This is a genomic window from Corynebacterium jeikeium (assembly GCF_000738175.1).
GTDB lineage: Bacteria > Actinomycetota > Actinomycetes > Mycobacteriales > Mycobacteriaceae > Corynebacterium > Corynebacterium jeikeium_C.
On record NZ_JFCH01000007.1, the window covers coordinates 1 to 22,648 of the forward strand.

Genomic DNA, 22,648 nt, shown 5'->3' on the forward strand with positions numbered 1-22,648 from the left:
GTAAACCTGCAGAGCTCTGCGTCGCTGCTCCTTGGTGTATGAGCGGTTCATGATGGAATCCTCCAAGATTCCGTCCGCATCCCCTTTTGACCCTTTAACCCGCAATTGCTAAAGTCTCATCTATGAATGCTCAGCCAGCTCTAAACACACCCCTCCAACGCTGGTTGCTACTAGCCGCAGTCGGCGTAGCTATTACCATCATTACGATCGATAACACCATCCTCTACACAGCGCTTCCGAGCCTCGTAGAAGATCTCGGTGCATCCAGCACCCAACAGTTATGGATTGTCAATATCTATGCAATTGTCATCGCCGGCTTACTACTCGGCACCGGAACCCTTGGAGACAAGATCGGGCATCGACGAATGTTCGTGGCGGGGCTTGTCATTTTCGGAATTGCTTCGTTCGTAGCAGCTTTCGCCCCTTCCCCCGGGATTCTTATTCTTGGCCGCGCCTTGTTAGCAGTAGGTGGCGCTACGATGATGCCGTCTACGTTGTCGCTTATTCGGCTTACCTTTTTAGATCCGGCAGAGCTAAACCTCGCAATCGGCATCTGGGGCAGTCTTTCAACCGTTTCCGCCGCTCTCGGACCTATCGCCGGCGGATTGCTTTTGGAACTGTATTGGTGGGGATCCTGTTTCCTGATCAACGTTCCCCTTGTTATCGCAGCGCTGATCGCTGTGCCTTTCGTCGCTCCGAAGGATCAGCCGCAGCGGGATAAGCATTGGGACTTTATCTCTTCCTTCTACGCAATGGTCACCCTGGTAAGCGCAGTGATGCTCATCAAGGAGGGCAGTCACTCCCCGCAGAATTGGCCAGTTATTGGCATAGCAGCCATTACGCTCATCCTCGGCGGTTGGGCCTTTACTCGGCGTCAAAACAAACTAGACCAGCCGTTGATCACCCTTGACATCTTTCGATTCCCTGCGTTTCGCGCCGGCGCGTTGGGAGCAGCGCTTTCCATGTTTGCTCTTGCTGGCCTGCAGTACGTCATTACACAAAAACTGCAGCTTGCCGACGGCTTATCGCCGCTGCGCTCCGGCGTCTACGTGACATTCGCGGCCATTGGCGCCCTCTTCTCGTCTATTTATGCCGGTGCTCGTTTAGCGCGCTTCGGAATCAGGCGACTGATCGCTGGCGGCTTCGGACTAGCCACCATCGGTGCGGTGATTGTGTGTCTTTATGGTCTTTGGGAGTCGACGCCCCTACTGCTCGGCGGCCTGTTTATTAAGGGTATGGGGTTGGGCGCGGTGATGGCGGTAGCCTCCATCGCCATGATCTCTGGCGTACCCAGCCATCGTGCAGGCATGGCCTCCTCAGTGGAGGAAGTCAGCTACGAATTCGGCTCCCTTACGTCCATTGCTGTTCTCGGTAGCTTGGTGACGGCCTTCTATTCGGCGCTGATTACTCTGCCGACCGGTGCTCCCGAGGAGGCTGCGGACAGCTTGCACGCCGCCGTGCATCTTGCGCATTCTTCAGACGCCAGCTGGGCGGAACCGCTGATAGCTGCCGCAGACACGGCCTACTCTCATGCCTTCGCGCTGATTACAGTCTTGGTCGTGGTGGTTTTGGCGGCCGGCTGCCTCTACACAGCCCGTATCCTGCGGGGCGTAACTGTGGAGCTGCAGGACTGATCTCGCAGATGGCTAGAAGCGGCTGACGAACTTCCGCTCCTGGCCACTCAAAGGGTCGGGGAAGCGGAGCTCCTTGGCGATAAGCCCCATTGGGGAGGAAAAGTCCTCGTCCTCCACGTAGACCGGCCGGGGCGTAGGGGCGTCAATAGAAAAGAGCGCCGCGTCTGTGAGTTCGGTGTACAAGGGATCATTCAGAATCGGCAGACCAAGCGAACGGAGGACGACGCGCAGCTGGTGGGTCTTGCCGGTGTGGGGTTCCAGGCGCCAAACAAGGATCTTGCGCCCCTCGCGCCGCTCCGTGCGCAGTCCTGTGACCAGGGTAAGAGCATTGGGTGGCCCGTCGGTAAGGATGGTGCTGAGGTGCCCGCGTGTCTTCGACATGCTGTGCTTCAGACGCCACGGACGCTCAGGCGTGGGCGGATCCCACGAGCGCCAGTCAGCTAGTGGAGCGATGGGAGCGAATGGAGCCTCCTCAGGCAGAGGAGTCAGTGCCTCGTAAACCTTGTGGGGGACTCGGCGCTCGAACATCGTCTGGTAAGCGCCGCGGATTTCTGGGCGGGCGGTCATCAACAGCACGCCGCGAGTGAGGCGATCGAGGCGGTGAGAGGGGGAGAGCTCCGGGATACCGAGCTGTACCCGGGCCTTGACCAGTGCGGTCTCGGTGATGTGCTGCCCCCGCGGGAGAGTAGCCAAGAAAGGTGGCTTATCTACTACGACGATATCCGCATCTTGGTGCAGTACTGCGATCTCACCGGGGACGGGACGCTCCGGGGCAGGGCGGCGGTAGAAATTGATAAAGCTACCAGGACGCAAAACGTCGTCCGGGGCGAGTGCCTCGCCTGAATCCAGGCACACTTCGCCTGCAGCGAAGCGATCTAAAACGGCGCTAAAATTATCATCTTCTGCGCGGTGGCGCTGGGAGGAAATAAGGTGCCACAAAAAATCTTTTGCCACCCACGGCGTGTCGGTAGCTGGGGGAACAAGAATCCGCGTAGGATTTAGTCCCTTTTTTACTGGTAATGGTCCCATCAATCCGTTATGCTACCCGGCATGGATATTGCTGCAATTACCGGTTCCCTGTCTTCCCTGTTCAAGAGCGAGCTTGGCGGTGTTCTGCTGAACATCTTCCGCACGCTCCTCGAGTTCTTCTCCCCGTCCAACGCGCCCGGCGCTGAGGACGTTCCGCTGCCCGACACCCAGGCCTAGTCCCTCAACCTAAAATCTATATTCCCACCCAAAGGGTGCCCGATTTGTCCCGAAAATAGGGGCAAATGGGCACCCTTTCTGCATTGATTAGCGCTTTTAAGGATAATGGGAAGTGTAGAGGATCAATCAAATAATGCCCTTGCAAGGAAGGATCGTTTCCCATGGCTACCACGAGCGATAAGGAAATCATCGTCGCAGTTGATGGCTCTGATGCCAGTAACGAGGCCGTTAGGTGGGCCGCGAACGCCGCCCTGAAGCGCAAGCAGCCGTTGAAGCTGGTTAGCGCTTACACCATGCCCCAGTTCATGTACGCCGACGGAATGGTTCCGCCGCAGGAGCTCTATGACGAGCTCGAGAGCGAGGCCGGCGACAAGATCGAAAACGCCCGCAAGATCGTCACCGACTTCAGCGCCGACGTCGAGGTCAGCTACCTCGTCAAGGAAGGCGCCCCGATCGATACTCTCCTGGACCTCTCCGAGACTGCGGAGATGATCGTCATGGGCTCCCGCGGCCTGGGCGGCCTCTCCGGCCTGGTCATGGGCTCCGTCTCCAGCGCTGTTGTCGCCCACGCCGAATGCCCGGTGGTGGTTGTGCGCAAGGACAACGACGTGACCGTCGACAACAAGTACGGCCCCGTCGTGGTCGGCGTGGATGGCTCCGAGATCTCCCGCCAGGCACTGAAGATTGCCTTCCGCGAGGCCGAGGCACGTGGCGCCCTGCTGCGCGCCGTGCACTCCTGGACCGACACGCAGATCCACACCACCTACGTTGGCCTGGTGGATGCGCAGAACCAGATGGATCGCATGATCGTCGAGCGTCAGAACATGATGGAAGACGAGCTGAAGGAGCTCATCAAGGAGTACCCGAGCGTACAGGTCGAAGAGATCGTCGAGCGCGAGCGCCCGGTGCAGTCTCTCACCGAAGCGTCCAAGGATGCGCAGCTGCTGATCGTCGGCTCCCACGGTCGTGGCGGCTTCAAGGGCATGCTGCTGGGCTCCACCTCCCGTACCCTGCTGCAGTACGCACCGTGCCCGATGATGGTTGTCCGCCCGAAGGACCAGAAGCGCAAGTAATTGAGCGCAAAATAATAGCGCGAGATAACACAAATCCTGTAGAGTCCAATGGGCTCTGCAGGATTTTGTAGACTTATGCGAGTAAGCGCGCTAAAGGCCGACGGTCAGAGATGACAAGGTTAAGGAGAGAAGTAGATGGCAACGGCAGAGGATAAAACCCGCACGGCGGGCTCCGCGGCCTCTACTGATTCCTCGGTCAACGCAGAGGGGGCGAAGGCGGCCAAGAAGGCCGTAAAGAAGACGGCTAAGAAAACCGGGAAGGCCACGAAGCAGACGGCCCGCTCTAGCCGCCGCAACCGGCCCGGGCCGCGCCAGCGTCTGCTGGCAAGCGCGACGAACCTCTTCACCACGCAAGGCATTCGCGTGATCGGCATCGACCGCATCCTACGCGACGCAGACGTGGCGAAAGCCAGCCTGTACTCCCTGTTTGGATCGAAGGACAACCTTGTTGTTGCTTACCTGCAGGAACTGGATCAGAAGTGGCGCGAGGACTGGCACGCGCTGGCGGATGAGCGCGAAAAGCCGGAGGATCGCATCATCGCGTTCTTCGACCTGTGTATTCAGCAGGAGCCAGAGAACAACTTCCGCGGCTCGCACTTCCAAAACGCAGCCAGCGAATACCCGCGGCCAGAGACCGATTCGGAACAGCGCATCCGCGATGCGGCGATGGAGTACCGTCGCTGGTGCCGCGACACGATGGCCGAGCTGCTTACGGAACGTTTCGGCTATGCCTCGCAGACGCTGGCTGACCAGTTGATGGTGTTCATGGACGGCGGGCTGAACGGCGCGAAGATGTCCCGCAACACTGTGCCGCTGGAAACCGCCCGCGGCCTGGCGAAGCAGCTACTGCTGACGGCGCCGATGAGCTACAACATCTAGCTATTTCGCTTGGCCTTCCGCGCCAGCTTTTTCTTCTCCTTCTTTTCCTTCTTCCGCTCGATGAGCTGGTTCTTCATCAGTTTGTGGTGCTCCAGGAACTCCTCCGAGTAGGGGATCTTGCGGTCCAGGATTCGCTGAATGGTGATCGTCTGGGTGGTGGTCCACAGGTTGTTACCCACCCAGTAGATCATCAACGCAACCGGGCCGACCGCGCCCAGAGCAATGGTGAACGGGGCAATCAGCACGATCGGACCGATCAGCCACATCAACTTCAGCAGTCCGCGGGCCACTCCTGAGTTGTGATCCACCGTGAGGTAATTCCGATACATGGAGTAAGCCCAGTTAGATGTGGTGAAAATCGCCGCCAGAATAGCCATGGGGAACACTACCCAAAAGACCTGCTCCTTGGTGGTGTGAATTTCCGCGAACTGCGAATCAGCCATCTGCACATAAGCGGCCATAGGCACTCCGAAGAGCTTTGCGGAAAGCAGTGACTGGACTTCCTCGGCATTCAGAGGGCCAAAGCCGTTGACGGAAGCGTTGATCTCTGGGTCCGGGCTGGTGACGTGGATGAGCATGCGGTACAGGCCAATCAGAACCGGAATTTGGATAAGCGCTGGAATACAACCGTCGGAGAAGCGATACTCGTGTTCCTTCTGTAGCTCGCGTCGCCTCTTGGCCAGCTCCTTGCGACCTTCGGCTGTTTTATCGTCGCTGTATTCCTGTTCCAGCCGATAAACCTTTGGCCGGATGTTAATCAGAATACGGCTGGAATAAGACTGCCGGTAGACGAAAGGCAAAAGCAGGGACCGAACGGTAACAATCAGAAGCACAAGCGCCAGCAACCAAGATTGTGCTGCATCCCAGCCAAAAATATCGGCAAAAAGGTAATGCCATGCCTTCAGGAATAGGGCAACGGGATACTCGACAATCTTCATGGAGGAGAGCTTACCCGCCATGAGAGATAGCTGCGGGATACGGTGGGGTAGCGCCCCAGAACGTAGTAGCATGTGACGCATGGCGCGACACCGACGACAGGCGGAAACACGACTCGACCCGATTAGTGTTTTCGGCGAAATCCTCATCACCTTTGGTGTTATCGCCCTGCTTTTCGGTTTCTGGGATGTTTTTTGGACGGATGTTCAATCCGGACGCGAACAGGCCGCAGTCGCCCAGGAGCTGGATGATCAGTGGGATGAGAAGAACCCCCGCCCGCTGACCGAACCGGCCGAAGGCGCCGCCTTTGCCCGGCTGTATATCCCTTCTTTCGGCTCGGACTTTAACTTCTCTGTGGTCAAGGGCGTGGCCGACGAGGATCTGAGCAAGGGGCCGGGCCACTACCAAGACACTCAGGCGCCGGGTAAACCCGGCAACTTCGCCATGGCCGGCCACCGCGTGGGCCGCGGTTCCCCCTTCAACGACCTAGGGCTTCTGAAAACCTGCGATTCCGTGGTGGTGGAAACCGCCGGCAGCTGGAATATCTACCGTGTGCTGCCGATCGACGTAGCTCCGGGTGATCGCCTGGCGGAGGCCGAGAAGTGCATGCCCCCAGAGCTGGCGCAGAAAATCTCCAGCGGTGAATACGCGGGCGTCAACGGCCGTTACATCACCACTCCGAACGACATCAACGTGATCAATCCCGTCCCCGGTCAGGAGCGCGTCGAGGTGCACCCCAAGGACGATGCGGCGTTGTTAACGATGACGACCTGCCACCCGCAGTTTTCCAACAAGGAGCGCATGATTGTCCACGCGGCGCTCGTCCGTTCGGAGCCGAAGAAGGGCGGCGAGGTGCCCGAGGAATTGACGGAGGGAGCTTAAATGTACGCGATGTTGTGGCGTAACCTGCCGGGCCCCTGGTGGGTCAAGCTGCTGATCGTCCTGGTGCTGCTGGTGGGTATCTTCTTCCTCCTTATGGAGGTCGTGTTCCCCTGGATCGGGCCGATGATGCCCTGGACCGATGTGGGCGTTTCGGAGGGACTGCTTAGAGCTTGAGGTTCTTGATCGTCTCTTCAGCGATCTTCTGCGCCTTCACTGACTGCTCCTGTGCCGTGGTGACCACCACGGCCGTTTCGTCCTTCCACACCGCGTACACTGCGCCGGATTCCCCGTCGCCACCACGGCGCCCGCCGCTCCACCCCTCTGGGTCAAGGGCCTTGAGCGTGGAATCGATCGGCGCGGCATGGTCGACCACCGCGATCGCATCGGAGTTAGTGCGCATGTGACGCACCATCACCGTGGCCTGCGGGTAGTCCTCGTAAGACCAGAAAACACAGGCGGGAGGGTCGAAGCGCTCGTCCGTGCCGGTGCCGGTGAGGCGCTGGCCGTTGGTGTTCTGCAACCATTCGCCGTCCAGGTAGGGACAAACCTCCTGGCCACCCTGCCCCACTGGCTCCGGGGCGGCGTCAATCGGCAGCTCCGTGCCCTTCACTGGGTCGACGGTGCGCTCTGCGGAGGTTTCTGAGGTTGGCTCGTCGTCCCCCGCGCTCCCACAGGCGCTGATGCTAAAGACCAGTGCGGTGCCTGCCACCAGCGCTAGGGAAGCTCTTTTTACTTTGTGACGCCTCATTTTCGACAACCTCGAATCTCTAAAAAGCGAAAAGCGGTTACTTGCCCCGAGCCTTTTCAAACTTTTCAATAACGTCGGCGGAGATGCGACCGCGCTCGGAGACCGGGACGTTGTTCTCGCGTGCCCACTCACGGATCATGCGGTTGCGCTCCGGGTTGGTGCTGCGGCCAGCGGCACGGCGCCCGGCACCACCGCGGGTCTTGCGGCGGGCAACCTGAATATAAGGCTCCAAAGCCTTTTCAAAAGCCTCTCGATTCTTGGTGGACAAATCCAGGGTGTAATCAATTCCGTTGACGCTGAAATCAACAACGTTGACCTCGTCCTCGGAAAGTGGGGCATTGTCCAGGTCGTCAAAGAACTGGGTAATTTCACGGCGTGCCATCGGAGAATTCCTTTCTTTTAAGTGTTTGTTGCCTATAGCTTCCAGGGGGGGGCTATCTGCGTGACTTAGTTAATAGTTTTTCACGCACTAGTCTAACCCATTAAAGGCAAGTCTCAATCATGAGCTTTGTTTAAAAGCTTAATGGGCAGTAAAGGCGCTGGAAAGGGTGGCGTCATTAAGGAAAGAATAAATAAAAATACCCCCAAGTGTGAACCTGAGGGTAATAAAGCGCTGTAAAGCTTTTTAACGAGCGGAGTGCTTAGCCGGGTCGATGCGCACGTTGGAAGTGTGAATGCCCTCGCCCCACTTGGTGGTGGCGGCCTTGCCGAAGTGCAGCGGCTGGTTCGGCTTCAGCTTGCCGTCCGGGGCCAGGAAGATCCAGTTAGCGTCCACCGCATCCTTCGTTACACGCACGACCGTGTAGCCGTGGGAGTCGAAGTCCAGGTACTTCACGTGGCGGTTCATGTTGGTGAAGGCGTACTCCACGGTGTGGGACAGCGCGTTATCCTCCGGCAGCTTCAGAATGTCGTCGATGTTGGAGGAGGTAACGGAGGTGCAGACAATCTCCACGCCTGCGGTACCGCCGTTCGGGTAGGTGCCCGGCTTGGCCGGAATGTCGTTGGCCCAGGAGGAGTGGATGTCGCCGGTCAACCAGACAGTGTTGCGGATCTTGTTGTCCACCAGGTACTTGATCACGCGGCGACGCTCGGCGGCGTAGCCATCCCACTGGTCGAAGTTGTAGGGCATACCCTCTTCCGGCAGACCCAGCAGCTGGGTGACGGCCTTGGTGGCCTCCGGATCCAGCGGCGGAATCAGAACTGGGCTGAACATGACGGAGTTGCCGATGAAGTTCCAGCGTGCCGTCGAGGTGGACAGCTTCTTGGTCAGCCAACCGAACTGCTCGGAGCCCAGCATGGTGCGGGAGTCGTCGTCGGTCTTGCGGGCAGCGGTGAAGCCGGGCTTTTCGTTGCGGTAGGTGCGCAGATCCAGCATGTTCAGCTCGACCAGGTTGCCGAAGGACAGGTTGCGGTAGATGTGGCCCTTCTCGGATAGCGGGGTGGCGCGGATCGGCAGCCACTCCAGGTAGGCCTGCATGGCGGCGTTGCGGCGGGCGATGAAGTCACCCTCCTTGTCCGGCTGGTGGTTCTCCGCACCGTGGGACCAGTTATCGTTGGCGACCTCGTGGTCATCCCAGGTGACGATCCACGGGCATGCAGCGTGCGCGGCCTGCAGGTCCGGGTCGGTGTGGTGCTGAGCATAGCGCTGGCGGTAGTCGGCCAGGGAGACGATCTCGTTGGCCGGCTCGTGCAGGCGGACGGAGCCGGTCTTACCGGTGTACTCGCCACGCGGGTACTCGTAGATGTAGTCGCCGACGTGCAGCGCGTAGTCGATGTCGCCGCGCTTGGCCATATCGCGGTAGGCGCTGAAGAAGCCAGCCTCCCAGTTGGAGCAGCTAAACAGCGCGAAGCGCAGCTCGGACACGTCGGCACCCTTGGCGGGGGCGGTGCGAGTCTTGCCGACCGGGGAGGTGTGACCCTTGCGGGGGCCATCGACGGTGGTGAAGCGGTAGAAGTAGCCGGTGTAGGGCTTCAGACCTCGAGCCTCTACCTTCACGGTCATGTCGCCGGCAGGCTCAGCCTTCGCTGTGCCGGAGGTGACGATCTGGGTGAACTTTTCGTCGCTGGCGACCTCCCACTTGACGTTGGTGGCCTGGCCTTCGCCGTCACCTGGGTAGTCGTTTTCGTTGGAGGTCACGCGGGTCCACAGCAGCACGCTATCCGGGTATGGGTCACCGGAAGCAACGCCGTGCTGGAAGGCTGCCTTGCCCATCTTCTTGTTGATGGGCGGGTTCGGGCGCTTGGCGGAACCCAGCGGCGCGGCGGAGGCGGTGGAGTTGGCGGCAACGGCGCCGATGCCGGCGGCAGCTGCACCGGCCGCACTGGTCTGTAGGACTTGGCGGCGGGTGAACTGGCCGGACCGAGCCGGGGTGGGGGTGGAGTTTTCCTGAGGCTTGTTCGTCATAGCCCAATGAAACCACGCTCAAACGCGTTTCGCTGGGTGAGATCCCCCCAAGCTCTACTTGCGCTTGGCCTTAATCTGGGCCTCCACCAGATCCAGCTCGTTGGATACGGAACGCAGCACACGCTTTGCCTGGCCGTCGTTCATAGAGCGGGAGTTCTCGACGGCCTTATCCAGGTCGTCCATACGCTCGGAGATGTCCTTGGCGAAGCCGGTCGGCACGCCATCGTCCAGGGACTTGCGGATCTTCTTGATGCGTGCCTGCTGCAGACCCCCATCGCCCGGGAACTGAGCGGTTGCCTTGGTGGCCAGGCCGCTGCGGCGGGCCGCGGAGCTATTGGAGGCCTCCTGCAGTGCAGTCATGCCACGGTAGAACAGCGGGATTGCAAAGGGTGCGGCCACGCGGGCGGCGCCGGCGACCTTCAGTACCTTCTTAGAGTTGAAGCGACCGGCCTTGATCTGCTCCAGCGAGGCCTTTGCCATCTTCTCGTTGTGCTTGCGCTGTGCCTTGAGCTCCTTGGCATCCATCTTGCGCACCTGCTTAGCCGTCTTGCGCAGGTAGGCCTCCTTGCGCTTCTCCAGCTTCGAGTCGGCCTTTACCTGTGCCTTGGCGCGAACCTTCGCTGCCTTCTCGATGGCCTTCTTTTCCTGACGGCGCTTGCGCATACCGCTGAGCAGTCCCATGTCACTCCGATGCGAATTGATCTGTCTTGATCTGTCTTACTGTTCAACCAGATTACTTAAGAAACATCTTTACTGTACTTGCTTCACTGTACTCCGACACCCCGAGGCGCAGGCTTAGCCACTTGGGGAGGCGCGCTGACTGTCCGGAGGACGCGCTAGGCTTAGAAACTATTGTGAGCCTGCCTGAAGATTTTCCGCCGCTTAGCCCTAGCGACCTCGTGGGCTGCCGCCACCGTGCGGTACTGCGGCGTCATCAAAAGGCGCGCCACGAAGATCAGCAGGAAGCATCGGCCACCCCGCGTATCCACATCGCACAGGATCTCGAGTCCTACGTGGAGTCCGTCCAGCGCAAGGCCAACGCGGCGCTCCGGCGGGAACAGGTGTTTCGGCGCCTGCCGACGAAGCCGCGGATCGGCGACAAAGTGTTCCCCACCAGGGTGGATATCGACCCTAGCGAGCCCGACACCGCCGTCGAACAGACCCTGGAGGCGCTGGCTTCCGGAGCTCGACTGATCACCCGCCCCATGCTGGCCGAAGGGCCTTTCCGGGTGGAGTTGGATCTGCTCGTCCGCGCGGACCGGGGCAAGGGGGTCGACGAGTTTATGCAGTACACGCCCGTCGCGATCTCCTTGCACTCCGTGGCGCGCCGCGCGCGGGCCACGCAGTTGGCGGATTGTCGGGTGACGGACATTAGCGCCCTGGGTTTGGCCGTGCCGGCGCCGATCGACTTCCGCCATCGCGCCGCCGCCGGGGACGCCCAGAAGGTGGCCATCGCCCACGTTGTACTGCGACAATGGGGTTTTGCCGCCAGCACCGTTGCGCTGATCGGTCGCGCCGGGCCGGACAGGCCGCGCTGTTTCTTTTTTGACGCCCCCTCCGTGCTCCCCGGCCTGCAGGCCGCGTTAGAGGAGCCGATCCCTACCGGGCCGCGCAGGATCAAGGAATGCCAGACCTGTGAATTTCACAATCACTGCCGGGCCCAGTTGCTGCAGGCGCGGGAGATCAGCCTGCTGCTGCCGGGGGATAAGGCCCGCAAGTGGCGGGAAAAGGGGATCGAAACTCTGCCGCAGTTGGCGGCCTCCGGGAACGGGGAACAGGCAGAGCTGGCGCAGGCCTGGATGGACGGGCAGGTGGCTTTGCGCCGCCCGAAGAAGAACTGGCTGGAACAGCCGGAACTCTGGGGCGGCAGTGAGTGCAGCGCCGCCGGAGCCTTGCGCGACTGGGTGGAGATTGACGTGGACATGGAGGCCCACCCCAACCGCGGCACGTTCCTTTGGGGTACCTTCGACGGCTCGCGCTACATCGGGTTCGGGGACTTCAGCCGGGATGGCGATGAAGGCCAACACGTAGCCGAATTTTGGCACTGGATGCAATCGCAGAAGGACCGCGCCCTGGAGGACGGAAAGAACTTCCAGGTGTGGGTGTATGCCGCGCAGGGGGAAAACTACTGGCTGCGCCACGCCGCCGAGCGCTACGGCGGGCGCCGCTACGAGGTCGCGGGCACCAACATGAAGGTGACCATGCCCACGCTGGAGGAGGTGAATGCCTTCATCGCCTCCGAGCACTGGTGCGACTGCTTCGGCCTGGTGAAAAAGGCGCTGGCGCCCACGGATTCGCTGGGGCTAAAGACGGTGGCGCCGCTGGCGGGATTCGAGTTCAGCCAGGCGGGCATCAACGGCAAGGCGGCGGTAGAGCTGTTTGAGCAGGCCATCGGCGGATCCCGCACCACGGCGCAGGCGGCCAGGCGTAAGCTGGAGCGCTATAACGCCGACGACTGCGTGGCGACCTCGGCGGTTCGCGCGTGGCTGCGCCGGGGCGCGCCGGGCTTGCGGGAGCTGTGGCGTCAATAAGAAAGAGGGAAAGGGCATGACGAACTTCTTCGAACGCATCATGGCGCTCAACAGTCAGGGGCCGTATCGGGCTGAAAGAGTCGGTCCGGGGGACGCGCTGAAGGGCGGCCGCACGCCCGTGCTGGAGAATCCGCAGCCGAACGTGGTTCTGGGCACGCCGCTGACCGGCCTGGAGGATAGCTACTGGGCCGAGGCCGACGGGCTAGAGCAGCCCGCGCAGATCGTCCTGGGCCTGGGCTGCTTCTGGGGTGTGGAGCGCATGTTCTGGGGCATGGACGGAGTGTGGGGGACCTCTGTGGGCTACGCCGGAGGCTACACCCCAAACCCCACCTACCGCGAGGTATGCACCGGGCGGACCGGCCACGCCGAGGTGGTGCGGATTGTCTTCGACGCTGCCGCGGTGAGCCTGGAACAACTGCTGCAGGTGGCCTTCGAGAACCACGACCCCACTCAGGGCGACCGGCAGGGCAATGACGTGGGTACGCAGTACCGCTCGTGCGTGTATACGCAGGACGCCGAACAGTTGGGGCGCGTGCGGCAGGCCATCGCTGGCTGGCAGCAGCGCTTTAGCGACGCGGGCTTCGGGGAGATCACCACAGAAGCGGCCGAGCTCGCGAAGATTGGCGACGGGCAGTACTACCTGGCCGAGAACGAGCACCAGCAGTACCTACACAAGCACCCCGGCGGGTACTGCAACCACGGCCCGAATGGTGTGAGTTGCCCCGTCGGGGTGCTGGGGGACTAGCGAGCCAGCGACTGCGAGCCTACTTGGAGAGGTTCTGGTTCGGAATGCGTCCCTCTGGCACGACCTTGCTGCCGTTCCAACGGAAAGTGACGTCCGAGTAGTAGTTGGGGGCCTGCGCGTTGGCCTCGCCGGACTCTTGCAGTGCCTCCCAGTCGCGCATGCGCACGGTGACGGAGGAATCCGTGGCGGAGAGGATCTCCGTCTGCTGAACCGTGTCGGAGCCAACGCCGATGTACTTGCCCTTGTGGAAGAGCATCAGCTGGGTCGCAAACTGGCTGTTACCCTGCTGCGCCTGGGTGATCAGCGCGTAGCTGAGGTCGTTGCAGGGGTTGTAGTTTGACTCGCCCGTGGGCTTCCAGCCGAACTGGTTCGGCGGCAGCTTGCTGATGTTGTTCGTGATCTCTGGGGAGTCTGGCTGTTCGGAGCAGTCCTGGTTACCGCCGTCGGCGCCACCTTCGTTAGCGTCGCCTTCGGCATCCTCGCCTTCAGCGGGGTTTGGCACTGCGGCGTTTTCGGTGTTCGCACCTTCTGCGTTCTGGTTGTTGCCTTCCTTAGGCGCTTCGCCCTTGTCGGCGGAGCCAGCGTCCGTGGTTTCCGCGTTGGAGGTTGCAGATGCAGCGGGAGCACCTTCATCGTTGCCGTCGTCGCCGCAGGCTGCAGTGCCCAGCAGCAGGCCAGTCAGGGCGACCACGGCACCAAACTGACGGGTGCGGCGACCACCGCGCGTGCGCTGGGAATCGGGGGAGTGGTTGGAACGGATGGTTCGTACTTGAGCCTTCATGGTTCTTCTCCAATCTCAGGTGGGTGTGTAGTTGACTTGTGAGCCAGCTGCGAAAGTCCAATCGAGCGCGTGAAGTGAGTGAGTGCTCGTTTAAGAAACCGTTCGCCGGGCCCGTTGCGTTTCTAGGGGTGCGTTTCTAGGGACGCAAAAGGCCCTGTATCAAATGGCCGGAAGATGCTTCCGGCTGATACAGGGCCAGCTCCATTTAGTTTTCAGTGCTGGGGAAGCGCCTACGCGGGCGCTCCCTTGAGGCAGCTTAATTCTGGGCTACTTCTGGGCAGCCTCGTAGCGCTTTGCAACCTCGTCCCAGTTGAAGACGTTCCAGACAGCCTTCACGTAGTCTGCCTTAACGTTCTTGTACTGCAGGTAGAAGGCGTGCTCCCACATATCCAGCAGCAGCAGCGGGGTCAGGTTGATGGACAGGTTGCCCTGCTGGTCGGTCATCTGCTCGACAACCAGGCGGCCAGCGATGTGGTCGTAACCCAGGACTGCCCAGCCGGAGCCCTGCAGACCCAGAGCAGCGCCGTTGAAGTGCTCCTGGAATGCCTCGAAGGAGCCGAAGTCGCGGTTGATAGCCTCAGCCAGCTCGCCGGTCGGCTCGCCGCCACCGTTCGGGGAGAGGTTCTTCCAGAACAGGGAGTGGTTGGTGTGGCCACCCAGGTTGAAAGCCAGATCCTTGGACAGTGCGGTAACTACGCCAGCGATGGAGCCATCCTTGCGGGCAGCCTCCAGCTTCTCGAGGGCAGCGTTAGCGCCGTTAACGTAATTCTGGTGGTGCTTGGTGTGGTGCAGCTCCATGATCTCGCCGGAGATGTGGGGCTCCAGAGCGTCGTATGCGTAATCCAGCTCGGGAAGTTCGTACTTAGTCATAGTTTCTAAAATTCCTTTCACACGTCGGGAGTGCTTATGACAACAAGTGTGGCGCGAAAATATGGTTCCTGCAAGGTTTTCTATTAGGAACTTATTAGTTATTGACGCCACGTATCAAAAGTTCAATGCCCAGAAACTCTTGTGGTGAGCGTGTCTGGGCCGAGCGCTATGCTGGCCGTGGGCGTCAATAAAGAACGAAGGCACCTACAGGGCAACCAGAAGGAAGAAGGCCACAGTGACTGCTCCACAACCGCACAATGACACCAACGGCGACACCAACGGCACCACCACGCCACCGACCCCCGGCTCCAAGATCGTGCTCATCGGCGCGGGCGACGTCGGCATCGCCTACGCATACACCCTGGTCAATCAGGGTTTGACCGACCACCTGGCCATCATCGACCTGGACGAGCGCAAGACCTGGGGCCACGTACAGGACCTCAACCACGCAGTGCCGTGGTCGCACCACAACACCCGCGTGACGGTTGGCACCTACGAGGACTGCCGCGATGCCGCAATGGTCTGCATCTGCGCAGGCGCGGCGCAGAAGCCCGGGGAAACCCGCCTGGACCTCGTTGCCAAGAACACCGCAATCTTCAAGACGATCGTCGGCGACGTGATGGAACACGGCTTCAACGGCATCTTCCTGGTCGCCAGCAACCCGGTGGACATCCTGAGCTACGCGACGTGGAAGTTCTCCGGTATGGACTCCAGCCGCGTGATCGGCTCCGGCACGATCCTGGATACCGCGCGCTTCCGCTACGCGCTGGGCCGCTACTTCGACCTCGCGCCGACTTCCGTGCACGCCTACGTGATCGGCGAGCACGGGGATACCGAGCTGCCGGTGCTATCCGCCGGTTCGGTGGCAGGCACTTCCATCCACCACCGACTGGAGTTGATCGGCGAATCCGCCGACGAGGACGTCGACGAAATCTTCGTGAAGACCCGCGACGCGGCCTACGAGATCATCCAGGCCAAGGGCTCTACCAGCTTCGGCATCGGCATGGGGCTGGCGCGCATTACCCAGGCGGTGTTCAGCAACCAGGATGTCGTGCTTCCGATCTCTACGCTTTTGCAGGGCGAGTACGGATTCGAGGACATCTACATCGGCACTCCCGCGGTGATTAACCGCCAGGGCGTGCGCCATGCCGTGGAGCTGCAGCTGGATGCCGAAGAAAAGGAGAAGTTCGACCACTCCGCGAACGTGCTGCGTAAGGTGATGGGCGAAACAGGCCTGATCTAGCCCGGGCTGATCTAACCGGGGCTGATTTAAGTAAACAATAAGTGAAACTTGGAGGGTGCCCGGCGTGAGCGGATGCCGGTTGCAGGCCGGCGCACTAAAAATAGAGGGTATGAAAATTGTCGCCCACCGCGGAGCCTCCAAGGAACGCCCAGAACACACCCTGGCAGCCTATGAACTGGCCGAGCAAAGGGGAGCGGACGGCTTCGAATGCGACATCCGCCTGACCCGCGACGGGGAACTCGTCTGCCTGCACGACCGCACCATCGACCGGGTGGCGGTGGACAAGCCCGCGAAATCCAACGGCGTGGTCAGCGAGATGACGTTGGCGCAGCTGCGGGAGCTCAATGTCGGCACTCCTGAAGAGCCCGCGCAGGTGCTTACTCTGCGCGAGCTTCTGACCTTCTTTAACGACGTGAATTCCTCGCGGATCGATGCCAGGCAGGAGCACAGCCAGAGGCCGGACAATGCGGCGGCTGGAGAGGGGGCGTCACTAAAGAAAGACATCTTTATCGAGACCAAGCACCCGAACCGCTACGGCCCCAAGGTCGAGCACGCCCTGCACTACGAACTGCAGCGGGCGCACCTTGCGGAGAGCGCGCACGTGCACCTGATCAGCTTCAGCCCGCAATCGCTGGTGCGCTTCAAGATGATCAACCCGGCAGTCCACCGCATCCTGCTGCGGCGCGAGTACCAGCGCATGCTCAACCCGGGGCTTGAGGCACTGCATGTTGTGGACGCCCACGGCCTGTCGGTCGCACGTGGTCGGATTCGCCCCGACATCATCGGCCGCTTTGGCGATGGAACCTACGTGTGGACCGCCGACAAGGAAGATGAGGTGCGGTGGGCTGCGCGCCAGGGAGTGACCTGGCTGGCGACGAACTACCCCGGGCGGGCACGGATGTGGCGTGACAGTGAACTGGGACTGGATAGGCCGGTGTCTGCCAAGCTAGCGGCAGACAAGCCGGGGCCAGCCAGCGAAACCAGTGCTGCTGCATTTTCCTTGGTGCAGCCAGGTACAATTAACGACCGTGGCTAAGAAGAAAAAGAATCAAGAGAACCTGCCCGAGGGCATGAGCCGCCGTCAGGCGAAGCTCGCCGCCCGCGCCGCGGAACGCGCGAAGCTGCAGAAGGACCCGCGCCCCTTCGACGGATTCGCCATGGAGGCCGACCTGATCGCCCTGCAGGAATTCGTCCCTTCGGCGCACTTCGTTGCCGACGTGAAGGACGCAGAGCACAAGATCTCCATCGTTACCGTCCTGCCGGGTGCGGTTGCAGCGCTGCGCCGCTCGAAGGAAGACGGCGGCGAGGCCTTCGTCGCACTGCAGACCCAGCGCCGCGGTGATAACCCGAACCGTGACCTGGCATTCGCCCTGAACTGGGTAAAGCAGGCCGAGCCGGGCCAGTCCCTGGAGGTCGGCGTGGCCGACGGCACCGAGCCCGCCCTGGCGGACATCCTGAACAAGGACGCTGCCTCCGAGATCACCGTCGCCCAGGACTTCGCCTGGTGGCTGACTGAGGAAAACCGCAACAACCCGCAGATCGCCGCTACCCTGCAGCGCGCTAACGAATCCGTGCTGCCCTCCGAGCGCGTGGAGGCGGACATCAAGGGCGCCGCATGGTGGATCGATCCGTCCGACAAGGCGCACATCCGCTGGGTTCGCCAGGAGGGCGAGGAGGAGCTGCTGAACGCTCTGGCCCGCCTGCACGCCGCTGGTGAGCTGCACCTGGGCGAGGGCTCCAAGTTCGCCGGTGTGTTCCGCACCCACGGCATCCTGGTTCCGGTGTGGGACCTGGATCGCAGCCGCGAGTCCGCTTCCTGGAAGGAGGGGCTGGAGGCTCTGGATCCGAAGATCGCAGAAGCCCTGGCCAAGGATGCTCCGCTGACTGCCGACGAGCAGAAGGCCAAGCAGACCATCCAGTCCCGCGAGGTCACCATCCGCTAGCAGCGGCTGGCTTGTAGCTGGCTAGCGAATTAGCCAGCTACTGCTTAACGCAGCTTCGCGAACATCTCCTCTGCGCCGGCATCGTCCCACAGTGCGACGTTGCCGGCGTAAGTGTTTTCGTAGCCTGCGATCGGCACGGTCTCCTGTTTCGCACCGCCGGCCATAGCCAGGCCCAGCGAAGCGAGGTTCCACACGTGGTCGTCCTCGTTGACCGTCATGTTCGCGCTGAGGGCGTCGGCGACCTTCAGGTTCTTAAATGGGTTCAGTAGCGTACCGGGGGACTTGATCTTCTCGGACAGCGCGGCCAGGAACTTGCGCTGGCGCTCCACGCGGTCCAGGTCCCCCTGCGCCGAGGCGTAGCGGGAGCGCACGTACCCCAGCGCGGTCGGCCCATCGAGTTCCTGGCAGCCGGCCTGCAGGTTGATGCCCGCCATCGGGTCTTCCAGCGGCTCGTCCAGGCACATCTCCACGCCGCCGACAGCGTCGACAACATTGGCGAATCCGCCGAAGCCGATCTCTGCGTAGTGATCCAGGTGGATGCCCGTCGCCTGTTCCACGGTCTGCTGCAGCAGCGCCGGCCCGCCGAGGGAAAACGCCTGGTTGAGCTTGTTCTGCCCGTAGCCGGGGATGTCCACCCAACTATCGCGCGGCAGGGAGAGCATGGTCGCGTCCCCTCCGAAGCGGGGAATGTGCACCACCATGATCGTGTCCGTGCGCCCCACCGAATCGTCGAGCTCCCCAGCCATCAGACGGTCGGCGTCCTCCTCGCTCAGCCCGGCACGGGAGTCCGAGCCCACCAGCAGCCAGTTGGTGCCGGAGGTGCTCCCCAAGCGGCCGTCGTAATCCTGCAGGGCATCGGTGCGCTGCAGTTTCGTATCGATCCACACGGCCGCGCCGATGCTGAACGCCAGCACGATGGCCAGGAGCAGACCTAGCGCCTTGAAGAAACCGAAGCGCTTGCGCTTCCTCGGCCGCGGGGTAGCCCGCCCGCGGGGGCGCCGAGTGGGGCGCGGGGGCTCGCCCCTGCCATCGCGGCCCCTGCCGGAGCGGTCGTCGGGGTAGCCGCCGAATTGCGGCTCGCCGAAAGGTTGACCCTGTTGGGGCTGTTGGCCCGGATACTGGCTCTGATATTGGCCTGGCTGTGGCTGGTAGCCCCGGTCGGCATTGAGGGTGGCATCGCGCGGCGGGAGCGGCTCGGCTCGGCGGTAGCGCGGCCCTTCGGGCTGATTCGGGATCTCGCGGCGCTGGGGCTGGTTGCGCCTGGTGGGTTCGTTGCCCGTGGGGCGCGTGTGGCCCTCCTTGTTGCTCGGAGGGATGACGCCCTTACGCACCGGGCGCCCGTAGCGATCCAGGATGGGCTTGCCGTGTCGATCCCGGGCGATCTCCATGCCTCCGGTGCCATCCGTACCGCCGGCATTGTTGGCGGGGCGGCGGGAGCCGAAATTATCGCGAGAATTCATGGGGACAATAATAACGGGTTCCGGGGCTAGGGCTGGCGTCAATGCAGTGGTACGGCGGCGCTCGAACGGCCCAACCGCGCGCTAGAACAGCACAGCGTAGCCGACGAATGCGACGGTATCGATCAGCCCGTGTCCGATCACGAGAGGCCAGATCCGCCCGGTTCGTTTGAAGTACCAGAGGTAGATGACGCCCATGATGACGTTGCCTAGTCCGGCGGAATACCCCTGGTAGAGGTGGTAGCTGCCGCGGAGCAGCGCGCTGGCGGCGAACACCCACGCCCAGCTGATGCGCAGCTGTCGGAGGCGCGTGCTGAGCCAAGCCACGACCACCAGCTCCTCGGCGAATCCATTGACCCAGGAGTTCACTATTAGCAGCGGGATCCGCCACCAGGATTCGTCCAGGCCCGTGGGTACGACTTGTTTCGATAGCCCCAGGTGAACCGCGCCGAGATAAAACGCCAGCCCCGGCAGCCCGATGAGCGCGGCCAGCCCCGCCCCGTGCAGCCAGTCGCGGCCCCGGAGCCGCCAGCTGCGCACCAGCGCCGGGGTGGGCAGGTGCCGTAGCAGTAGGAATATCGCCAGCCCGCCCCAGGCGAAGAGCACGCCGCTGGAGAGCAGCTGCAGTATCGGATCCAGCCAGGGCAGCGTCGATTGCGCCTGGTTGAGGGTGGCCTTTTGCTCGTTGAGCGCCTCCGGGCTGACGGTTGCCTCTACCAGCCGGGCGATGGCGCGCAACCCGGAGGTGCCGAAGGTGATGCCCAGGATGAGCAGTAGCTCCCACCGCAGTGCCGTGCGGTCGCGGGTACTAGTGCTCATGTTCATGGCTGTGGCTGTTGTCGGGCTTGGCGCGGAAATCCAGGGTCTCGATATCGCCCGGCACCGCAACGCTGAGGCTCTCGGCGGGCAGGCGCGAGGCGGCGTCCATAATAAAGGCAGCGAGGGAAAGCAGCGTGGCGGCGCTCGTGCGATTGCCGACCGCGCCCAGCATCAGGGCGATCGGCCAGCGGCCGGGCACGCGCTCGGGGGCGACGAGCGGCAGCGTGACGGCCGCCCAGCCCGTCAGGTTCCACAGGGTGCCCCACGGTGTCCAGGCGGTTTGTGCCCAGAAATTATCGGCGGGCTTGAGCTGCGAAAATGCCCCGGGAGGCGGCGGGGCGCAGGCGAGGGTCGGGGTGGCGATCACGTCGAAGTGCGGCCATGCCCGCTGTGGGTCTAGCCCGACTATCTGTTTCTCTAACTGTTGACGCCGCCATTTCGGCACCTGCCGGCCTTCCTCACGCAGCCACGATGTGATGGGCGACAGTGTGCCCGGCAGATCCGCACAGCGGGCGGCGATGAGGTCGCGGAAGAGCTGGAAGGTGGCCGGGGGATAGGGCGCGGGCGCCTGGGTGACGGACTCGACGCGCGGATGCGTGGTGGCCAGAGCTGTGGCCGCGGCGGTGGCGGCGGCGATCTCCGGGGAGACAACGCTGCGAGTGTGGAAGGGCTGGTTGGTATAGCCGATGCGCAGAGGCTGTGGTGATTGGGTGGGCTCCAGGTGCAGCGTGTTCATATCCGGCTCGGGCAGGCCGTAAGCGCGGGCAGTGGTGGGCAGGTCGGAGGCGATAAACCCTTGCGCGACCGGCGTAAAAGAGCCGAACCGGTGGTTGTGGGCAGGCTTCAACGCGGCGAGCCCGCAGCAGGCCGCGGGGATGCGGATGGAGCCGCCGCCGTCGGTGGCGTGGGCAATGTTCACCAATCCACGGGCGACGGCCGTGGCCGCCCCGCCGGAGGAGCCGCCGACCATCATCGCGGAATTCAGTGGGTTAACGGGCTGAGGCATTCCGACGGGCTCGGTGTAGGCGGCGGTGCCGTACTCCGCGGAGGAAGACGCGCCGACCAGCGTGGCTCCGCCCACCAGCAGGCGGTGGGCGGCCGTGTCGTGATAATTGGCCACGAAGCTGTGGTGAACCGAGCCCATGGTCGTGACCTCGCCCGCCACCTGCTGCAGGTCCTTGATCAGCACCTCCTCGCCGCCGAGGGGAAGATCCGGGTGACTGCGCAGGAAGTCGTAGCTGTGGGGGTTGTCGTAGACGCGGGCCACGCCCAATTGTGCGTTGCTGAGGCCGGTATCGCGCCGGGCGCGGGCGAGCCGGGCGGCGAAAGTGCTGGGCTGGTCGGGCGTGCGGTTCATTGCTATCCAAGGATATACCCGGGGTATGGCCGGGGAGGCTTCGTCTCCGGGAATCGCAGGGAATCCAACTTCGGGAATCTTCGGGAATCCCTGGTGGGCCTCTCCACTAGACTGCGTTGCATGAGTGGTTGCAAGAACGGTTCGACGAGTGATTCTTCTGTGCGCGTAGCATTCCTCGGCCCCGAAGGGACCTTCACCGAGCAGGCGCTGAAGCAGTTTAAGCAGCTCGGCGCGGTGCCGGAGGAAGCCACCGAGATTCCTGTCACCTCCCCACGTGAGGCGCTGGACATGGTGCGCGACGGCGAAGCGGACTTCGCGTGCGTGGCGCTGGAAAGCTCCGTGGACGGGCCGGTCTCGCAGACGGAAGATGCGCTGACCTACGGTAAGCCGCTGCAGATCTACCGTGAGGTGCTCGTCCCGGTGGTGTTCTCTATCCTGGTACGCCCCGGCACCAAGTTGGAGGATATTAAGACGCTGACCACGCACCCCGTCGCCGAGGCGCAGGTTCGCAACTGGGTGGCGGAGAATCTGCCGGACGTTTCCTTCGTCCCCGCCTCCAGCAACGGTGCGGCCGCGGCCGCGGTGAAGGTCGGGCAGGCGGATGCCGCCGCAGCGCCGGCCCGTGCGGGGGAGATCCACCAGCTGGATGCCGTGGCCGAGGGGGTGGCCGACGTCGCCGGCGCCCAGACCCGCTTCATCCTGGTCGGCAACCCCGGTAAGCCCACCGAGCGCACGGGCAATGATCGCAGTGGCATGGTGCTCTGGCTGCCGAATGTGCCTTCCAGCCTGCTGGATGCGATCGCCGAGCTCTCCACCCGTCAGGTGGACATGGCGCGCATCGGCTCCCGCCCCCGCCGTACTGGGGAAAAAGGCGAGGGCGCGGCCAACGGAAACTACGTCTTCCACATTGGCATCGTCGGCCACATCGAGGATGCCGCCGTGGCTGAAGCCCTGGCCGGCCTGTACCGCCGTGCGGAGGACGTGCGCTTCCTGGGCAGCTGGCCTTCCGCGGAACCACTGCCGGTCGCGGAGTCCTCTACCACCCATCCACTGCATCGCCATGCGGGTAGTGCCCCGCCGAACTACGCTGAATCCAGTAGATGGATTGAGGAACTCAAGAGCGGTCAGAAGGGTAGCTAG

23 protein-coding genes are annotated in these 22,648 nt (G+C 62.4%); 12 read left to right on the top strand and 11 right to left on the bottom strand.

What is annotated here, in order from left to right:
* Window positions 1-122 precede the first annotated feature (122 nt).
* Window positions 123-1,634, top strand: coding sequence for an MFS transporter (locus tag JQ46_RS00045; RefSeq protein WP_034984367.1), 1,512 nt, complete (start codon window positions 123-125; stop codon window positions 1,632-1,634).
* A 12-nt stretch (window positions 1,635-1,646) separates the two neighbouring features.
* On the opposite strand, the gene JQ46_RS00050 is transcribed toward JQ46_RS00045, so the two are convergent.
* Window positions 1,647-2,588, bottom strand: coding sequence for a pseudouridine synthase (locus JQ46_RS00050; protein ID WP_034984368.1), 942 nt, complete (start codon window positions 2,586-2,588; stop codon window positions 1,647-1,649).
* A gap of 96 nt (window positions 2,589-2,684) precedes the next feature.
* Here JQ46_RS00050 and JQ46_RS11285 point away from each other — a divergent pair, with 96 nt between their 5' ends.
* The 3 genes from JQ46_RS11285 (at window position 2,685) to JQ46_RS00060 (ending at window position 4,792) form a co-directional block, all read left to right on the top strand.
* Entirely contained in the window at window positions 2,685-2,840 is a 156-nt protein-coding gene (locus JQ46_RS11285) for a hypothetical protein (protein ID WP_162145167.1), read from the top strand.
* Between the two features lie 161 nt (window positions 2,841-3,001).
* Window positions 3,002-3,913, top strand: a complete 912-nt coding sequence (locus JQ46_RS00055) for a universal stress protein (RefSeq protein WP_034984370.1) — start codon at window positions 3,002-3,004, stop codon at window positions 3,911-3,913.
* Window positions 3,914-4,048: 135 nt separating this feature from the next.
* Window positions 4,049-4,792: a TetR/AcrR family transcriptional regulator gene (locus JQ46_RS00060; protein WP_034984372.1), complete on the top strand. Its 744-nt coding sequence runs from the start codon at window positions 4,049-4,051 to the stop codon at window positions 4,790-4,792.
* Here the strand turns inward: JQ46_RS00060 and yidC are convergent.
* Window positions 4,789-5,730 carry a membrane protein insertase YidC gene (yidC, locus tag JQ46_RS00065; RefSeq protein WP_034984461.1) on the bottom strand — a complete coding sequence of 314 codons (942 nt, stop codon included), beginning with the start codon at window positions 5,728-5,730 and terminating at the stop codon, window positions 4,789-4,791. The two genes, JQ46_RS00060 and yidC, sit on opposite strands and share 4 nt — an antisense overlap.
* A gap of 79 nt (window positions 5,731-5,809) precedes the next feature.
* On the opposite strand from yidC, the gene JQ46_RS00070 reads away from it, so the two are divergent.
* Entirely contained in the window at window positions 5,810-6,610 is an 801-nt protein-coding gene (locus JQ46_RS00070; RefSeq protein WP_034984373.1) for a class E sortase, read from the top strand.
* Window positions 6,611-6,784 (top strand): hypothetical protein, encoded by a 174-nt coding sequence (locus tag JQ46_RS11290; protein ID WP_034984374.1) that lies wholly within the window; start codon window positions 6,611-6,613, stop codon window positions 6,782-6,784. It abuts the gene before it with no gap.
* Here the strand turns inward: JQ46_RS11290 and JQ46_RS00080 are convergent.
* The 4 genes from JQ46_RS00080 to JQ46_RS00095 form a co-directional block, all read right to left on the bottom strand.
* Window positions 6,774-7,358, bottom strand: a complete 585-nt coding sequence (locus tag JQ46_RS00080; RefSeq protein WP_034984375.1) for a DUF2020 domain-containing protein — start codon at window positions 7,356-7,358, stop codon at window positions 6,774-6,776. The genes JQ46_RS11290 and JQ46_RS00080 overlap by 11 nt on opposite strands.
* Window positions 7,359-7,395: 37 nt before the next feature.
* A complete protein-coding gene (locus JQ46_RS00085; RefSeq protein WP_034984377.1) occupies window positions 7,396-7,740 on the bottom strand; it encodes a histone-like nucleoid-structuring protein Lsr2 in 345 nt (114 codons plus the stop codon).
* A 243-nt stretch (window positions 7,741-7,983) separates the two neighbouring features.
* Window positions 7,984-9,762, bottom strand: coding sequence for an alkaline phosphatase D family protein (locus JQ46_RS00090; protein ID WP_034984378.1), 1,779 nt, complete (start codon window positions 9,760-9,762; stop codon window positions 7,984-7,986).
* A gap of 54 nt (window positions 9,763-9,816) precedes the next feature.
* Entirely contained in the window at window positions 9,817-10,443 is a 627-nt protein-coding gene (locus tag JQ46_RS00095) for a DUF6474 family protein (RefSeq protein ID WP_034984379.1), read from the bottom strand.
* Window positions 10,444-10,823: 380 nt separating this feature from the next.
* On the opposite strand from JQ46_RS00095, the gene JQ46_RS00100 reads away from it, so the two are divergent.
* Together JQ46_RS00100 and msrA are read left to right on the top strand one after the other, a co-directional pair.
* Window positions 10,824-12,293 (top strand): TM0106 family RecB-like putative nuclease, encoded by a 1,470-nt coding sequence (locus tag JQ46_RS00100; protein ID WP_080719461.1) that lies wholly within the window; start codon window positions 10,824-10,826, stop codon window positions 12,291-12,293.
* Window positions 12,294-12,333: 40 nt separating this feature from the next.
* A complete protein-coding gene (msrA, locus tag JQ46_RS00105) occupies window positions 12,334-13,038 on the top strand; it encodes a peptide-methionine (S)-S-oxide reductase MsrA (protein ID WP_192817213.1) in 705 nt (234 codons plus the stop codon).
* Between the two features lie 19 nt (window positions 13,039-13,057).
* Here msrA and JQ46_RS00110 read toward each other — a convergent pair whose 3' ends face one another.
* Both JQ46_RS00110 and JQ46_RS00115 read right to left on the bottom strand, forming a co-directional pair.
* Window positions 13,058-13,819, bottom strand: a complete 762-nt coding sequence (locus JQ46_RS00110) for an LppP/LprE family lipoprotein (RefSeq protein ID WP_034984382.1) — start codon at window positions 13,817-13,819, stop codon at window positions 13,058-13,060.
* A gap of 267 nt (window positions 13,820-14,086) precedes the next feature.
* Window positions 14,087-14,689, bottom strand: coding sequence for a superoxide dismutase (locus tag JQ46_RS00115; RefSeq protein ID WP_034984383.1), 603 nt, complete (start codon window positions 14,687-14,689; stop codon window positions 14,087-14,089).
* Window positions 14,690-15,002: 313 nt separating this feature from the next.
* Between JQ46_RS00115 and JQ46_RS00120 the strand changes: the two genes are divergently transcribed.
* From JQ46_RS00120 to JQ46_RS00130, 3 genes are all read left to right on the top strand, one after another.
* Window positions 15,003-15,932, top strand: a complete 930-nt coding sequence (locus tag JQ46_RS00120) for an L-lactate dehydrogenase (protein ID WP_034984463.1) — start codon at window positions 15,003-15,005, stop codon at window positions 15,930-15,932.
* A 109-nt stretch (window positions 15,933-16,041) separates the two neighbouring features.
* The gene (locus tag JQ46_RS00125) at window positions 16,042-16,968 is read left to right on the top strand and encodes a glycerophosphodiester phosphodiesterase family protein (protein WP_034984384.1); all 927 of its coding nucleotides are present in this window, start codon (window positions 16,042-16,044) and stop codon (window positions 16,966-16,968) included.
* Window positions 16,969-17,002: 34 nt separating this feature from the next.
* Entirely contained in the window at window positions 17,003-17,875 is an 873-nt protein-coding gene (locus tag JQ46_RS00130; RefSeq protein WP_424647989.1) for a DUF5926 family protein, read from the top strand.
* Between the two features lie 44 nt (window positions 17,876-17,919).
* Here JQ46_RS00130 and JQ46_RS11395 read toward each other — a convergent pair whose 3' ends face one another.
* The 3 genes from JQ46_RS11395 to JQ46_RS00145 all read right to left on the bottom strand — a co-directional run bounded on the left by JQ46_RS11395 (window position 17,920) and on the right by JQ46_RS00145 (window position 21,508).
* Window positions 17,920-19,335: an LCP family protein gene (locus JQ46_RS11395; protein WP_237744652.1), complete on the bottom strand. Its 1,416-nt coding sequence runs from the start codon at window positions 19,333-19,335 to the stop codon at window positions 17,920-17,922.
* 81 nt (window positions 19,336-19,416) lie between these two features.
* Window positions 19,417-20,151, bottom strand: a complete 735-nt coding sequence (locus JQ46_RS00140) for a CPBP family intramembrane glutamic endopeptidase (protein ID WP_034984465.1) — start codon at window positions 20,149-20,151, stop codon at window positions 19,417-19,419.
* Window positions 20,141-21,508, bottom strand: a complete 1,368-nt coding sequence (locus JQ46_RS00145; RefSeq protein WP_034984387.1) for an amidase family protein — start codon at window positions 21,506-21,508, stop codon at window positions 20,141-20,143. Before JQ46_RS00145 ends, JQ46_RS00140 begins: the two co-directional genes overlap by 11 nt.
* A gap of 120 nt (window positions 21,509-21,628) precedes the next feature.
* Here JQ46_RS00145 and pheA point away from each other — a divergent pair, with 120 nt between their 5' ends.
* Window positions 21,629-22,648 (top strand): prephenate dehydratase, encoded by a 1,020-nt coding sequence (pheA, locus tag JQ46_RS00150; protein WP_051876171.1) that lies wholly within the window; start codon window positions 21,629-21,631, stop codon window positions 22,646-22,648.